This window comes from Klebsiella michiganensis, assembly GCF_015139575.1.
Classification (GTDB): Bacteria; Pseudomonadota; Gammaproteobacteria; order Enterobacterales; family Enterobacteriaceae; genus Klebsiella; species Klebsiella michiganensis.
Window position 1 is genome coordinate 2896764 of sequence record NZ_AP022547.1, and the last position, 15659, is coordinate 2912422.

The window sequence follows — 15659 nt, forward strand, 5'->3', positions numbered from 1 at the left end:
ATGCAAAAAAAGCTCTCAGGGCCTGAAGTCCAGAACCACATGACTGAATGTCTGATAGGTTTTTTCATCCGGCGCGGGCGGAATTTTGGCTTCTTTCAGCGCGGACATTACCGCCGCGCATAACGCCGGATCGCCGCTCTCGACCGCTGGATTATGCACCGTCCCGTCACGCTGTAGCGTTAAGCGCACCGAGCATTTTTGCCCCTGCCAGGACGCCGGCTGGTCTATTTTCGCGAAGATAGCCCTCTGAACCTGCGTCAGATAGCGTGAGACGTTGGCCTGCGGTGATTGATCTGAACCCGTTTGATAATCGCGAAACATCTTATCCACTTCTGCCGATACTTTCGCGTCTTCGGCGCTATCCGGCGCAGAAGCACTACCCGAGCAGGCGGAAAGAAGTAAAGAGAGAGTGCAAATGAGCACCGGGCGGATTTTCACGGACATGGTAATGCCTCCTTGCTGGTGATGATGCGTTTCTGACGCGAGACGGTTATCCTCTGTTATTCCGCGATATTATTCAAACGCCGATCGCATGGCATGCGCTTTAAAGTGACAGTGTCACTCATTCTTTGCCTTCGCCGCGGGCGGCTACGCCATCCAGTCGCGGATAATGTCTCCGTATAGCTGCTCAGCCTCCTCCAGCCGGCTGAGCAGGCAGTACTCGTCGGTCTGATGGGCCATAGACGGCTCGCCGGGACCGAGAATAATACAGGGTGGATCGGCCAATGCAGGCAGCAGCAGCGAGGCGTCGGTAAAGTAGGGCACCACGCGCGGTTCAATCGGCTTAGCGTGCAGCGGCTGGCAGCGCTGATAAACCTGCTTAATCCACGCATGATCCTCCCGGCTCAGTACGGCGGGCAGGTCGACCAGCGTGGATACCGTGACGCTTTCGCCAAGCAGCGTGGTCAAGCGCTGCCGGATAGTGGCGTGCTGTAAATTGGGCGCGCTGCGGATATCGACATCAAAACGCGTGCGGTCCGGCACGGAATTAATATTGAGTCCGCCTTCGATGCGTCCGACGTTGAGGGTGGGCTGCTTCATCAGCGGGTGCGCCGCGCCAGGGGAAAAATGCTGAATCTTACCCAGCGCATCCGCCGCAAGATAGATAGCATTTATCCCCAGCTCCGGCATCGCGCCGTGGGCGGTTTTTCCCCGCGTTTCGCAGCGTAGCCAGAGCGCGCCTTTATGGCCGATCGCCGGATAGTTGGCGGTGGGCTCACCGACGATCAGCGCGCCCACGTCCGGCAACGTCGCGGAGGCGATCAGCGCCCGTGCACCGTCGCAGCCGGTCTCTTCTCCGCCGGTAATCAGCAATACCGCGCCGCGTCCGGAGAGGATCGTTTCCCGCTGATGAACGCAGGCGACGGCAAACGCCGCTATCGCCGCTTTCATATCGCTGGACCCGCGGCCATAAAGACGCCCGTCTTCTATCTGCGAGCCGAAAGGATCGTACTGCCACCGGGCATTTCCCAGCGGCACGGTATCCAGATGACCGGTAAAGGCCAGCGGTTTACCGGTCTTCGCCCCGGGCAGCCTGGCGATAAGATTGCAGCGTCCCTCGCCGAACGACGACAGCGAAACCGCAAAACCGCGATCGTTAAGCCAGTCGGCGAAGAACCGCATGCAGTCTGCTTCGCTGCCCGGCGGGTTGATGGTGTTAAAGCCCAGCAGCTGCCGGGCGAGCTCAAGGGTGGCGGCCATCAGCGACGTTCCGTCAGCCAGTCAAGGCAGTTAATCCACAGCTGGCGATAGCCGGGCCATTGAGCAAATTCTTCCGGCAGCCAGTGTGCCGACATATCGCTGGTCCACACCAGCGAGCGACCCTGTTGATACTCGCGAATGGCCAGCAGCGGATGACCGGTACCGGCGACCGTCGCCAGCAGTTTGCCTTCCGGATGCATTTCTACTTCGTTATAGCCCAGCAGCCACGGCCATTCGCCCGGAATATCATTGAACAGGGCGTGGGATTCCGTCACTTCGGCATAGCAACCCTCCGGGGTTTCAATGCGATCGTCCCACGCCAGACAGCGGACCGGCAGAACTTTCTCCACCGCGGTATGGCGATAGCGCGCGCCGCCGTTAATCCCCTGGAAGCTGTAATAGCCACCAATCATCATCAGCGAGCCGCCGCCAGCCACGTAGTCATGCAGCAGCGTCAGACGGTTGGCGGTTCGGCGGCTTTTCAGCCAGGTGTCCGGATGCAGCAGCAGCGTATTGGCGCCAATATCCGAAAGAATAATCGCATCCCACTGCTGCAGCGCTTCCAGCGTCAGCGGAAAGTCTGTCGCCGCCGCGTGGGCGGGCATATAGGTAATGGCGTAGGCACTGTCCGCGAGCGCGGCCAGAAAATCCGTTGCGCCGGTGTGCCAGGTGGCGGTGGCAAACTGGTCGAAGCCTTTAACGTGCGTTGAGGTGCTGGTCCAGGATTCACCGACCAGTAAGATTTTTTTCTGCATTATGACTTTCCTTTTATCCGCCAAAGACCCGTTGGGGATTTCCAATCATCAAGGTTTCAAGCTGTTCGCCGCTGACGCCGTGGCGCCGCAGGCGGGGAACAAAATGCTTGAGTATGTAGCCGTAACCGTGGCCGCCGTAGCGGGTGAGCATGGTTTTCAGGAAGACGTCCTGCGACAGCAGTATTTGCTGGATATAGCCGTCGTCAATCAGCTCGCGAATCGCGCGGGCGTTCTCCTCGTCGGAGGGCGACTGCGCCGACTCGTCGGCGTAGTAATAGCTCATGCCGATCATGTCGTATTCGAGAAACGCCCCGCGCTGCGCCAGCTCCCGCTGGTAGCGCTTATCGGCAAAGCTGGGATTCATATGGCACAGGACGGTATGGCGTAAATCGGCGCCTTCCTGTTCGAGAATATCCAGCACCCGATGGCCCAGCCGCTCCCAGCCGGGCAGATGGACCTCGATCGGCACGCCGGTCGCGGCGCTGGCCCGGCCCGCAGCGCGCAGCGATTTCTCTTCATCCGGGGTAAAGCGGCTCGAGATCCCGATTTCGCCGATGAGCCCGGCGAGCACCTCCGGTTTCTCCTCCGCGCCGCCCAGATCGTAAATCAGCCGTTCGGTCAGCTGTTCGACGCTGCTGGTTCTTACCCACTCGGGGTGCGAAGGTTCCAGATAGAGGCCGGTGCCCATAATAATGTTCAGACCGGTCAGACGGGCGATGCGCGCCAGCGCTTTGGGATCGCGGCCGATACCGATATTGGTCGGGTCGACTACCGTTTCTCCGCCAAGGGCGCGATATTTCGTCAGCTCTTCAATCGCGACGTCGACGTCAAACAGCTGGCAGTTATCGCGACTCATTAGCGGGTTCAGCGACAGTTCGCCGAGGTTTTCCATTTTCACCGGCATTTCGGCAAGATGGCGATCGCTACAGCAGCAGGGCGGTACCCATTTGCCGGAGGCATCCAGCAGAATATGCTCATGCATCAGGGTAACCCCCATTTCGCTAATCGGCAGCGGGCCAAGCACCGTCATCACGTAACCGCTGCTGACGCCAAGCGGCAGCGGAGTGGGGTGGCGAAAAATTGATCCTTTCATCAGCTATCCTTTTGCCGCGGAGCGCGTGGGGTTGAGAATGCGGGTGTTCAGCCAGATCGCCAGCAGGATAATGGTGCCGGTGGCTATCTGGGTGTAAAACGGCGAAATATGCGACAGGATCAGCCCGTTCTGAATGACCGCAATCGACAGCGCGCCCAGCAGCGTACCGATAATGGTACCGAAGCCGCCAAACAGGCTGGTACTGCCAAGCACAACGGCAGCAATAACCTGCAGTTCAAAGCCTTCGCCCTGGTTGGAGGAGCCGCTGCCGAGGCGCGCGGTAATGATCATCCCCGCCAGCGCGGCGGCCATCCCGCTGATGATATAGACCTTCATGGTGACCGCTTTGGTATTAATGCCGCTGCGTCGCGCGCCTTCGGCGTTAGCGCCGATAGCGGTCACGTAGCGGCCAAAGCGCATATGATTGAGAACAATATGCCCGATAACCAGAATCATAATGCCGATCAGCGCGGGCATGGGGATACCGACTACCCACGCGCGTCCTATAAAGGTAAACAGGCTGTCAGCCGGAACCGGAATCGAGTAGCCCTGGGTGACCAGCAGCGCGATGCCGCGAACCACGGCCAGGGTGGCGAGGGTGACGATAAACGCCGGAATGCCTTCATAGGCGATAAAGAAGCCGTTGATGGCGCCCACCAATCCGCCGAGCAGCAGGCCGCCGAGCAGAACCACCGGCCACGGCAGCCCCCAGTTATTCAGGGCGATAGCGGAAAGCGCGCCGACCAGCGCGAGGGTGGAGCCCACCGACAGATCGATACCGCCGGTGGTAATGACCAGGGTCATCGCCGTCGCGACAATCAGCAGCGGGGCGCTCTGACGGATGATGTTGAGCCAGTTGGTGCCGGTGAGAAAGTTGCTGGTGATCAGCGAAAACACCACGCAGCAGAAGACGAAAAAGAGCGCGATGCTGACCACGCCGGAGTGGTTATGCAGCAGGCGGCGCGGCAGCGAATGCTGGATCATGCGGGAGCTGCTTAAGTTCATGATACTCATCCTGTTACCTCAATGTGCAGCCGCAGAGCGGGCGGTGAATTTTTCGCCCACAATCAGGTTAACGATATCGCTCAGGCTGGTGTCGGCCACCCGTCTGTCGGCGACGTTGGTACCTTCATACATCACCATGATCCGGTCACAGACCAGGAACAGGTCCTGCAGGCGGTGGGTAATCAGAATCACGCTCACCCCGCGAGCGGAAACGCGGCGAATAAGCTCTAGCACCGCTTCGACTTCCGCGACGGCCAGCGCGGCGGTGGGTTCGTCCATAATCAGCACCTTCGGGTCAAAGGCCGCCGCGCGGGCGATAGCAATGGCCTGGCGCTGGCCGCCGGAGAGATTTCGCACCAGCAGCCGGGTATCGGGAATGGAGATCCCGAGCCCTTTTAGCATCTCCCTGGCATCGGCGTGCATTCTCGCCTCATCGAGGAAGGGGATACCGAGGAGTGATTTCATCGGCTCGCGGCCCATAAACAGATTGCCCGCGACGTCGACCGTGTCGCAGAGCGACAGATCCTGATACACCATCTCGATATGGCAGCGGCGCGAATCGGCCGGATTAGCGAACTGCTGCTGTTCGCCATCAATGCGAATTGTGCCGCTGGAAGGGATCACCGCCCCCGAGAGTACTTTGGTCAGGGTGGATTTCCCCGCGCCGTTATCGCCCACCAAGCCCAGCACCTCGCCCGGAGCCAGCTCAAGGTTGACTCCGCGCAATGAACGTATCGACCCGTAGGTCTTGGTGATATTGATCATCTCCACCCTTGGCGGGGTAGTTTGTGGCTGCTGCATCTGATAACTCCCATCGCTGTTGCCGGGAAAATGTTCGCCATCCTGCGGGAGAGATGCTATCCGACACGGTTTACATGCTAGTAAACCGGTTTACCTGCGGAATAGAGCACTCGCCAGCACAGTCAGGACAAACGCTACGTAAGATATTTGTTCGCCAGTAAGAACATTGCAGCATCCGTGCCAGGGCAGGAACAACACAGCAGCCCTGTGATTTAACCTTATGTAATAAATAGAGTTTATTCATTACGCTCCGGTAAACCGGTTTACTGATTATAGTGAATAAAATGTTAATTGATCGTTTTTTGCGCCAAAAGTGGGCACATTTGCGCCATTTTGGGATGTGCTTAACAGATCTTGATCGAGTCGCGGCCAATCCACTCTACCGGCAGGCGGGTTTCCGCCGGGATATCCCGATCGTCGTTCAGCAGACGCATCATGATGTTCACCGCGGTGCGGCCCAGTTCCCGGGCGGGCTGGCGGATAGTGGAAATCCGCGGCTGGGTAAAATCGGCATAGTTGGCGTCATCGAAGCCGACTAACGATAGCGCCTCCGGCGCCTGGAGCCCGCTGGCGCGCAGACCGTCGAGCAGGCCGAGCACCAGATAGTCGCTGGCGGCGAAGACGGCGGTCGGGCGAACCGGCTGGCTGAACAGGGTCCGCAGCGCTTGCTGGCCAAACTCGCGCTGGTAGTCACCGTACATCACCCATTCGGGCGGCCAGCTCAGGCCGGCCTGCTCCATCGCGGTGCAGAAGCCCTGATAGCGCTCGCGTACGCTCATCAGCTTGTCCGGGCCGCCGACGAAAGCGATATGGCGATGCCCGGCGGCGATCAGCTTTTCGGTGGCGATCCGCCCGCCCTGGACGTTATCGGCAAACACTTTCGGCACCTTACTGCCGGGAATATCTTCATCCAGCAGGACAATGCGTTCGTGACGCTGGACTTCTTTGCGCAGCAGGCCGTTATCGGGGCGGTTGGTGGTGAACAGCAGGCCGTCGACCTGGCAGGTATCCAGCCAGCGGATAAACTGGCACTCTTTTTCCGGGTTGTTGCGGGTGATACACAGCACCAGGCTGTAACCGCTGGCAGAAGCGGCCTCTTCGGCGGCATCGGCCAGTTCGGCAAAGAAGGGGTTGGTAATATCGGGGAGCACCAGGCCGAGCGTTTCGCTGCCGCCTTTGCTAAGACGGCGTGCCAGGCTATTGCCGCGATAGTCCAGTTCGCGAATGGCGGTTTCGATGCGATCGATGGTGTCCTGCGGTAGCACAATACTGTTGTTCATATAGCGCGACAGGGTTGCCTTCGACAGCCCCGCCAGCTTTGCCACATCGGATAACAATACGCGTTTTATACTCATTTCCTGCGCCATTTCTGCCAGAATCGGCTATCTGTAACATAGTTAAGCGCGGTGGATACAGCAATTTCTCTGCTAACAATAACCGGAAATAAATGCTTGACAAAATTTAATCTGCGGAGAATTGTATAGGCAGTTTACCGCATCATCCGGGAATTCATTCCCAAACCCGTTTAACTCATTCCAGTCGCGCACCGACACGGACCGGTTGCCGGAATGAAATTAAGCAGGTAGCCGCCGAACGGTCGATGATTGTTCTGGCCATATAGACGATATTTGCCCGCCAAAAAATAATCCTTCTGCGTTCGCATGCGGCGCGGAACTCTGCTGGCTATCAACTATTCCCGACGAGGATACTGATGATGTTATTTCACACCGGAAAACTGCGTTTACTTGCTGTTGCCACCACGATGCTGGCATCAATGAGTTTTATTTCTGCCGCCGGCGCCGCCGGTCCGACTTATGCGCTGGTACAAATCAATCAGCAGGCCCTGTTCTTTAATCTGATGAATAAAGGCGCGCAGGATGCGGCCAAAGCCAGCGGCAAGGATCTAGTTATTTTTAACTCTAACGATAATCCCGTGGCGCAAAACGACGCGATAGAAAACTATATTCAGCAAGGCGTTAAAGGCATTCTGGTTGCCGCTATCGACGTTAACGGAATTATGCCCGCGGTAAAAGAAGCGGCCGCCGCTAACATTCCAGTGATTGCGATTGATGCCGTATTACCGGCCGGGCCGCAGGCGGCTCAGGTCGGCGTTGATAATATTGAAGGTGGCAGAATTATTGGTCAATACTTCGTGGACTACGTGCAGAAAGAGATGGGCGGCCAGGCGCGGCTGGGTATTGTCGGCGCGCTGAACTCGGCCATTCAGAACCAGCGGCAGAAAGGGTTTGAAGAGACGCTGAAAAGTAATCCGAAAATTACCATCGCTAACGTCGTCGACGGCCAGAACGTACAGGATAAAGCAATGACCGCAGCGGAGAACCTGATTACCGGCAACCCCGATCTGACGGCGATCTATGCCACTGGCGAACCCGCTCTGCTGGGCGCTATCGCCGCCGTGGAAAACCAGGGGCGCCAGAAAGATATTAAAGTCTTTGGCTGGGATCTGACGGCGAAGGCGATTTCCGGTATTGACGGCGGCTACGTCACCGCCGTTCTGCAGCAGGACCCGGAAAAGATGGGGGCCGAAGCCCTGAATGCGCTGAACGCTATCACCTCAGGTAAAACCGTGCCGAAAACCATTCTGGTTCCGGCCACGGTGGTAACCAAAGCGAACGTCGATACCTATCGTTCGCTGTTCAAGTAGGTCAGCGCGCGCCGTTCACGGCTAACAGAGCGGTGAGTTCGTGGCCGTCGGGAAACGCGCTGAGCGTCCCCCGACGGCTAACGGTAATGGCGGCAGCGCGGCTGGCGTACGCCAGCGACAGCCTATCCGGCGCGACGCCGCGCAGGATCGAGGACGCCAGCATCACCGCGAGGAACGTGTCGCCAGCGCCGGTGGTGTCTAGCGCCTCGGCGGGGACGGCGGGGCAAAACTGGCGCTGACCCGCCTGAACCAGCCAGGCGCCAGCCGCGCCCTGGGTTACCACTAAGGTTTTCACGCCGTAAGGATTAAGCTGCTCGGCCTCGGATTCATTGACCACCGCGATGTCGATGAGCGGCCACAGATGGCAAAAGTCAGGATTGACAGGCGAGGGGTTGAATACCGTTGTCATACCGCGGGCTTTGGCGTACTGGAACAGCGCCCGGGTTTTATCCAGGGAGAAATTGCCCTGCTGTAGCAGAATATCGCCCGCGGCGGCCTCCGCCATATGCGGAATAATATCATCAAGGCTGAACGTATCGGCTGCGGCCGTCGTGGTAATGATGGCATTGTCGCCATCAGCGCTATTTAAAATAATCGAGGTGTCGCTATGTTGATTGAAATGGCCGTCGGGTAGTAGCGTCAGTGGTTCATTTTTTATCTGCTGACGGATCCACTCGCCGTTGCTGTCATTTCCCGTGGCGGCAATTAATCGCGTGTCGATTCCGCAGCGGGATAATATAATCGCCTGATTCGCGCCTTTACCGCCGATATCCTGCGAAACTTTAATGCCGTGAATGGACGAGCCTTTTTTCGGTATATCCGGAATGGACCAGGTTTCATCTACGGTAATATTACCAGTAACGTAAACACGCATAGTGTTCCCTTAACAGGATGGATAAGATGGTTGCTATCTCAGCAGAAAAAACGAATGCAATACAAGCTATTTTTTCACGTAATAAAGTTGTTATTGGTGTTATTCATTGCGATCCTTTTCCCGGCACGCCGAAATATCGAGGGAAATCAGTCTCCGGTATTGTTGAACGTGCGCTTCGCGATGCCGAAAATTATATTTCGGGCGGCATTCACGGCCTGATTATTGAAAACCATGGTGATATTCCTTTTTCCAAACCTGAGGATATCGGTCATGAAACCTCTGCGCTGATGGCGGTGATTACCGAGAAAGTTCGCGAGCGTTTTGGTGTGCCGCTGGGCATTAATGTCCTGGCGAACGCGGCGATCCCGGCGATGGCCATCGCCCTGGCGGGCGGGGCCGATTTCGTCCGCGTAAACCAGTGGGCCAACGCCTATATCGCCAACGAAGGATTTATTGAAGGGGCGGCCGCTAAGGCGCTGCGCTATCGCAGCATGCTGCGCGCTGAACATATTCGCGTCTTTGCCGATAGCCACGTCAAGCACGGTAGCCACGCCATCGTTGCCGATCGTTCGATTCAGGAGCTCACGCGCGACGTGGATTTCTTCGAGGCCGACGCGGTGATTGCGACCGGCCAGCGCACGGGCGATAGCGCAACGATGGAGGAAATTGACGAGATCCGCGCGGCGACGGAGCTACCGCTGCTGGTGGGCTCCGGGGTGACGCCCGCCAACGTGAGTCAGATCCTCGGGCGGACCCAGGGGGTCATTGTGGCCAGTACGATGAAGGTCGATGGCGTCTGGTGGAACGATGTTGAGCTGGCCCGGGTGAGGCATTTTATGTCGGTCGCTCAGGCTGCGCTGGAGGAAGCATAATGGAAGCGTTTAGCGAACGCCTGCTGCGCGAACATCAACCGGCGTGGCAGGCGATGCAGCAGCACCGTTTTGTGACTGATATCGAACAGGATCGTCTGCCGACAGCCGTCTTTAACCGCTATCTGGTGTTTGAGGGCAACTTTGTCGCGACGGCAATCGCGATTTTTGCTCTCGGGGTTAGCAAGGCGCCGGGTATTCATCAGCAGCGCTGGCTTATTGGCGTCCTGAATGCCCTGGTTGACACGCAGATTGCATGGTTTGAACAGGTGTTATCAGAACGGCGGATAACTCCCGCTGATTATCCGGACGATCTGCCCGGCGTGCAGCGCTTTCGCGACGGCATGCTGCGGACGGCCCGGCAGGGAAGCTATGAGCAGATCGTTACCCTGATGTTCGGTGCGGAGTGGATGTATTATTTCTGGTGCCGACGGGCGAGCGAACATCGCCAGAGCGATGCTGACGTGCGTCGCTGGGTGGAAATGCACGCGGAGGACGAATTTTATCAGCAGGCGCTCTGGCTGAAGAACGAACTCGACCGCTGCGCCATGGCGCTGAGTGAAAGCGAAAAGCAGGCGCTGTCGGCGCTTTACGGTGATGTGCTGCAGTGGGAAATTGATTTCCATCACGCTGCGTACGAGGAGTAGTCGTGCGCTAAACAAAGGGGTCGCCGAAGCGGCGCCCCCTGAACATTGATACTATGATTGGACGCATACTCAGGTTAATCACCGTTTCAGGGAAATCATGAACTATCAGGATGAATTGCAGAGATTATTGTTAAACGACCCGGTAAGAATGAACGCGCTGTACGCCGTTCAGGCGCTGGAACTCAGCGATGGCTGGATTGGCGCCGGCTTTGTCAGGGATGCGGTCTGGGATCATCTGCACGGCTACGGGCAAAGGCCAGTTTCGGGTGATGTGGATGTTGTCTGGTTCGACGCGAAAAGCGGCAGCGCCGCCGACGATAGGGTGCTGGAAGAGAGGCTGAGCCAGCAATCATCCGTCTTTAACTGGTCGGTGAAGAATCAGGCCAGAATGCATCAACGTAACGGTAATAAACCTTATCACTCCACGGAGAATGCGTTGCTGTACTGGCCTGAAACGGCGACGGCTATCGCGGTCAGAATGGGACGTTCAGGGCTTATTGAGGTTATTGCGCCCTACGGGCTGGACGATCTGTTTGCACTCCGTCTGCGGCCCACGCCGGTATTTGCGCAGCATAAGCTGGCTATTTTCCGCCAGCGCGTCGCGGAAAAACGCTGGCTGCAGCGCTATCCAGGCCTGCAGCTGATTGTCCCGACCTGAGCCGTTTCGCCATCACTGCGGGTTAACGCCTGATTTTATGCCATGCCCACTGGGCAGACTACCGATTTTCCTGCCATATCCGGGCAAATATCCTGCACGTTGACGCTTATTGATTATACTTTGATGGCAGGTTGTGCTGCTTCAGGCGGTTGCCGCTCTGGGGTAGCAGAACCGACATCCTGGAAATGGGCTTAACCGGTCTGATGAATATTTGATCGTGAAACAGTAATGGAGGTATGGAACGATGGGATTATTAAATTTTGTCAAAGAAGCGGGCGAGAAAATATGGGACGCCGTCTCCGGCGGCAGCAAGGAAGATAAGGCCGACAAGCTGAAAAAACATATTGATGGTCTTAATCTGCCCGGTGCCGAAAAGGTCAATATTGATGTTGCGGACGACGGCACCGCGACGGTTACCGGCGATGTCGGTTCGCAAGAAGATAAGGAAAAAATTCTGGTGGCGGTAGGTAACGTCACCGGCGTTGGTCAGGTTAATGACAGCGTGAAGGTGGCGCAAAGCGGGGCGGAAAGTCGTTATTATACGGTGAAATCCGGCGACACCCTGAGCGCCATCTCTAAAGCGATGTATGGCTCTGCTAATGACTACCAACGTATTTTTGAAGCCAACAAACCGATGCTGACGCATCCCGATAAAATCTATCCGGGCCAGGTGCTGATTATTCCGGCGAAGTAAGCGCTGAATTCCTTCGGCAGCAGCAGGCCGATGGAATTATCTTCAAGGCCGGCCAGTGACAATATAGGTTTTGTTGCTGGCTGGGGTTGTCCCAGGCGTTTTTCTGACGTCAACGAGTTAAATTCGGTGATGACAGGGATGCGATTATTGCATCCCTGTATCGTTGGATCAGAAGAAATCAATTCGCGTATTGATACCGACGGTGCGGCCCATATTAACCTGCGCGACGGCGCTGCTGCCGTTCATATATCCATAGGTACGGTAACGACGGTCGAACAGGTTATCGACATAGACGGAAATATTCATCCGTTCCGTCGCCTGCCAGCCAATGCTGCTGTCCAGGGTGGCGTAGGCGCCTTGCCGCAGCTGGTTGTCGCCATCGAAATAGTGCGGCCCCACCAGATTAACCGCCAGCCGGGGCATCAGTGCGCCATAGCGCGTATCAATCACGCCATTCACGCTGCTTCCCGCGCCGTAACGCGGTACGAACGGCACCCGGTTGCCGTGGTACAGCTCGCTGTCGTTGGTGAATTCGGAACGGATCATGTTGCCATTGATATCCCATGACCAGCCGGGGGCAAACCGCCATTTCGCTTCCAGCTCAACGCCGGTGGCGTCGGCTCTCCCCGCATTGCTTAAGGTCTGCATTCCGACCGGGCCAGAGTAGAGCTGCATATCTTTGGTGTGGGTATAAAAGGTGGCGGCTTGCAGCGTGACATCGGCGGTTTCGTAACGGGTGCCAATTTCATAGTTGATGGATTTTTCCGCGTTGAACGGTTTGGCATCAAGACCTGCGGTAGGCACGATATTGTATCCGGAAGGTTTATATCCCTGGGCTACGCGGGTATACACCCGCCAGTCGTCGGTCAGCAGATAGCCTGCGGAGAGTTGTCCGAGCACCCGGTCGTCATTGCTTTTACCCTGGTCGCCAAATGGGTTTCCCAGCATGCTGCCGTGATACTGCGTGCTGGCTTTATCATGCGAGAAACGCACGCCGCCGCCGATGTCAAAACGTTCGGTTAAATGCCAGGTCAGATCGCTGTAGGCGGCAAGGGTTTCAGCGGTGGTATAGCCGGTGCTGCTTAAATAGGGCATCGTCGGCATATCGTAGGAGGAATTTAGCTTTTCGCGGGTGTTCTGCCGGTACAACCCAAATACCATATCCACGGTACGCGTATCGCCGAGGGTGGCGGCGCGTAGCTCCTGCACATCCTGGTTCCAGCGCTGAGGCATATTGACGATCAACGAGCCGGAAGGGAAGGTCCGGGAATAATTCTGCTGCTGCCAGGCGCCGATCAGATTGAAAACCCAGTCATCGGTAGCGTATTTACCGCTTAGCGTCTGGCTGTCAGTACAGCGCCGTAGGTACGGGTCCGGTGAACCCTCGCCGAGAGACAGCGTACGGCTCTTGAGATCATTCCATGCCACGTAGGCATCCTGTGTAGCGCGAGTGCATTCGCGCGAGGCGGAAAACCCCATTTCCCAGGGCTGGTCGTCCGGCGCCAGACGCAGTTTCACATTCCCGATACTGGCGCGGGTACCGCCTAAATCATCGCTACCGGTCGAGGGGTTAATCATCTCGCCGTCATCAACCTGGCGTAAAAGGGTCACGCTGCCGTATAACAGGCCATCCTGAATCGGGCCGCTCAGGTTGAGTTTGCTTCGATAACTGTCACGACTGCTGACGCCGCCTTCAATATAGCCGCGCGGCGTGCTGTCCGGCTGCTGGGTGACGATGTTAATGATCCCGCCCTGGGCGCTTTTGCCATATAAGGTGCCCTGCGGTCCTCGCAGCAGCTCCACGCTTTGCACATCGGTCAGCGCCTGAATGGTGTTGGTCGAAAGCTGCGGGACGCCATCGACATACAGGGTAACGGCGGGGTTATAAAAGTCCTGGGCCGAAGAGATGCCGCGTAGGGAGATCGTTGAAAAAAGCATGTTGCCGCTATTTTCAATATTCAGCCCAGGCAACACTCTGGGGAGTTTGTCACTGGCGGTAACGCCCGCGTCGCTTAACTCCGTCGCGCTGATAACGGTAGAAGAGACATTATTGGCTGATGCCGAGCGGGAAGACTGTTTGCTGGCGGTGACCACCAACGTGCTTTCATCTTGCTGTGAGGTTTGGCTATGAGCAGCGGCCGGGAGTAAAAATCCCCCCAGAACCAGAGGATAAAACCGTGTCATTTTCATTGTTATGAATCCCTGAAAAACGGCGAGACGCCAAAATACCGATAATGGTGAATTGAAAATGATAACTATTTCTAATTGCACTGCTACCCGAAACGGGTTTATTTCCACCTGTTTCGGGTAGCGGGGCGCTTATTGGGCTGAATGGCGATAACGCTCAATGGCGAGCGCCGTCAGGCGCTTTTTATCTACCTTGCCGACGGCGGTGAGCGGCCAGTGGGTCAGAAACTCAATTTGATCGGGAATCTTCCACGCGCTGATCCCCATTCGGACCAGCTTTTGACGCAGCTGTTGATAGTCAGAGGGAGTGCGTTGCGCGATGATAAACGCGCATATCCGCTCGCCAAGCAGCTTGTCCGGCGCGGCGACCACGGCGCAATCCTTTACGTCTTCCAGACGCATCAGCACCGATTCCACTTCCGCAGCGGCTATTTTCTCTCCGGCGCGGTTGATCTGCTCTTTTATACGCCCCTCAACGTACAGATTTCCCGCCTCATCGAGCCTGACATTGTCGCCCGTACGGTAAAATCCTTGCGCGGTAAAGGCCCGCGCATTGTGCTCGGGAGCGCGATAATAGCCCGTAATAGTATAAGGACCGCGCGTTAATAACTGTCCCGTTTCGCCGGGCGCAACGTCGTTCTCCTCTTCGTCAACGACGTGAATTTCATCCAGGGGAGACATAGGGCGCCCCTGGCTGTGGAGAACGGTGGCCATAGGATCGTCCAACCGGGTAAAGCAGAGCAAGCCTTCCGCCATACCGAATACCTGTTGCAGGGGACAATCAAACGTCGAGATAACCTGCTCAGCAAGCGTTGGGTCAAGCCGGGCGCCGCCCACCTGAATGACGCGTAGCGAAGAGAGATCGCTGTCTTCCCACTCTCTGGCCTGCACCCAGAGCTGCGCCAGCGCCGGTACCAGGGCGACGTGGGTCACGCCTTGTTCAGCGATTAAAGGCATCACCTCATCGCAGCTGGCGCTGTCGGTCAATACCACTTTTCCGCCGCAGGCAAGGGTTCCCAGAATACCGGGGCAGGCCAGCGGAAAGTTATGCGCCACGGGGAGGACGGCGAGATACACGCTCTGTGGCTTAAGGCCGCACAGTTCGGCGGAGGCGCTGAAGTTATAGCTATAGTCAGCGTGCCGTCGCGGGATAAGCTTTGGCGTCCCGGTGGTGCCGCCTGAGAGCAGCAGCAGCGCGGTGCCGGCAGCATCGGGCTGCGGCCACGCCTGCCGTTCGCCGCGCAGCGAGAAGAGCGGCGTAAAATCGTCGCCTTCGGTCTCACCTGCGACCAGAACTTGCCGCAGGCAGGCGTGTTTGCGCGCCATCTGGCGGGCCAGGTCCGCGTGGCTTTCTCCGTGAATCACATAAGCGGCCGGTTGCGCCAGCGCCATCAGCGCGTCAATATCCAGCGCCCGCTGCGATGGCATCGCCAGAACAGGGATAACGCCCAGTCTTAACAGCGCGAACAGCAGGATCACAAATGCGTTGCCGTTGGGGAGTTGGATAAGCACATGTTCTCCCGGACGCAAACCCAGCGAGTATAACCCTGCAGCAAGCTCATCGACCCGAAGATCGAGCGCGCTGTAGGTCAGCGAGCCTTTGGCATCAACGACAGCAATTCGCGAGGGATAGCGAGCCGCCCAGTGGCGCAGCTGTTCAGCAATGGGGAAGGGATACTGTTTTATCAGAGAATCAAAGGAAGAGTGCAT

General features: G+C 57.2%; 15 protein-coding genes. 5 read left to right on the plus strand and 10 right to left on the minus strand.

Features of this window, described 5'->3' with window-relative positions:
• Positions 1-15: 15 nt before the first annotated feature.
• The 7 genes from tolA to JLG71_RS13750 form a co-directional block, all read right to left on the minus strand.
• A complete protein-coding gene (gene tolA, locus JLG71_RS13720; RefSeq protein WP_014838514.1) occupies positions 16-444 on the minus strand; it encodes a cell envelope integrity protein TolA in 429 nt (142 codons plus the stop codon).
• Positions 445-588: 144 nt separating this feature from the next.
• Positions 589-1701: a M20 family metallopeptidase gene (locus JLG71_RS13725; RefSeq protein WP_048252245.1), complete on the minus strand. Its 1113-nt coding sequence runs from the start codon at positions 1699-1701 to the stop codon at positions 589-591.
• Positions 1701-2456, minus strand: coding sequence for a glutamine amidotransferase (locus JLG71_RS13730; protein WP_014838512.1), 756 nt, complete (start codon positions 2454-2456; stop codon positions 1701-1703). Before JLG71_RS13730 ends, JLG71_RS13725 begins: the two co-directional genes overlap by 1 nt.
• Positions 2457-2469: 13 nt before the next feature.
• Positions 2470-3549: a phosphotriesterase family protein gene (locus tag JLG71_RS13735; protein ID WP_014229400.1), complete on the minus strand. Its 1080-nt coding sequence runs from the start codon at positions 3547-3549 to the stop codon at positions 2470-2472.
• A gap of 3 nt (positions 3550-3552) precedes the next feature.
• Positions 3553-4554, minus strand: a complete 1002-nt coding sequence (locus JLG71_RS13740; protein ID WP_014229399.1) for an ABC transporter permease — start codon at positions 4552-4554, stop codon at positions 3553-3555.
• A gap of 18 nt (positions 4555-4572) precedes the next feature.
• Positions 4573-5319, minus strand: coding sequence for an ATP-binding cassette domain-containing protein (locus JLG71_RS13745; RefSeq protein WP_162121434.1), 747 nt, complete (start codon positions 5317-5319; stop codon positions 4573-4575).
• Positions 5320-5699: 380 nt separating this feature from the next.
• Positions 5700-6722 (minus strand): LacI family DNA-binding transcriptional regulator, encoded by a 1023-nt coding sequence (locus JLG71_RS13750; protein WP_038424520.1) that lies wholly within the window; start codon positions 6720-6722, stop codon positions 5700-5702.
• 344 nt (positions 6723-7066) lie between these two features.
• Here JLG71_RS13750 and JLG71_RS13755 point away from each other — a divergent pair, with 344 nt between their 5' ends.
• The gene (locus JLG71_RS13755) at positions 7067-8020 is read left to right on the plus strand and encodes an ABC transporter substrate-binding protein (protein WP_048262825.1); all 954 of its coding nucleotides are present in this window, start codon (positions 7067-7069) and stop codon (positions 8018-8020) included.
• Between the two features lies 1 nt (position 8021).
• Here the strand turns inward: JLG71_RS13755 and JLG71_RS13760 are convergent, their stop codons facing one another.
• Positions 8022-8894: a ribokinase gene (locus JLG71_RS13760; RefSeq protein WP_200914286.1), complete on the minus strand. Its 873-nt coding sequence runs from the start codon at positions 8892-8894 to the stop codon at positions 8022-8024.
• A 26-nt stretch (positions 8895-8920) separates the two neighbouring features.
• Between JLG71_RS13760 and JLG71_RS13765 the strand changes: the two genes are divergently transcribed.
• The 4 genes from JLG71_RS13765 (at position 8921) to lysM (ending at position 11762) form a co-directional block, all read left to right on the plus strand.
• The gene (locus JLG71_RS13765) at positions 8921-9766 is read left to right on the plus strand and encodes a BtpA/SgcQ family protein (RefSeq protein WP_200914287.1); all 846 of its coding nucleotides are present in this window, start codon (positions 8921-8923) and stop codon (positions 9764-9766) included.
• Complete coding sequence (locus JLG71_RS13770; RefSeq protein WP_025106330.1) at positions 9766-10410, plus strand: TenA family protein; 645 nt, start codon at positions 9766-9768, stop codon at positions 10408-10410. Before JLG71_RS13765 ends, JLG71_RS13770 begins: the two co-directional genes overlap by 1 nt.
• Before the next feature lie 97 nt (positions 10411-10507).
• Positions 10508-11068 (plus strand): nucleotidyltransferase family protein, encoded by a 561-nt coding sequence (locus JLG71_RS13775; RefSeq protein WP_109240370.1) that lies wholly within the window; start codon positions 10508-10510, stop codon positions 11066-11068.
• Between the two features lie 244 nt (positions 11069-11312).
• Entirely contained in the window at positions 11313-11762 is a 450-nt protein-coding gene (gene lysM / locus JLG71_RS13780; RefSeq protein WP_004850940.1) for a peptidoglycan-binding protein LysM, read from the plus strand.
• 168 nt (positions 11763-11930) lie between these two features.
• On the opposite strand, the gene fyuA is transcribed toward lysM, so the two are convergent.
• Both fyuA and ybtE read right to left on the minus strand, forming a co-directional pair.
• Positions 11931-13952: a siderophore yersiniabactin receptor FyuA gene (gene fyuA / locus JLG71_RS13785; protein WP_064378015.1), complete on the minus strand. Its 2022-nt coding sequence runs from the start codon at positions 13950-13952 to the stop codon at positions 11931-11933.
• A gap of 129 nt (positions 13953-14081) precedes the next feature.
• Positions 14082-15659 carry a yersiniabactin biosynthesis salycil-AMP ligase YbtE gene (ybtE, locus tag JLG71_RS13790; protein ID WP_200914288.1) on the minus strand — a complete coding sequence of 526 codons (1578 nt, stop codon included), beginning with the start codon at positions 15657-15659 and terminating at the stop codon, positions 14082-14084.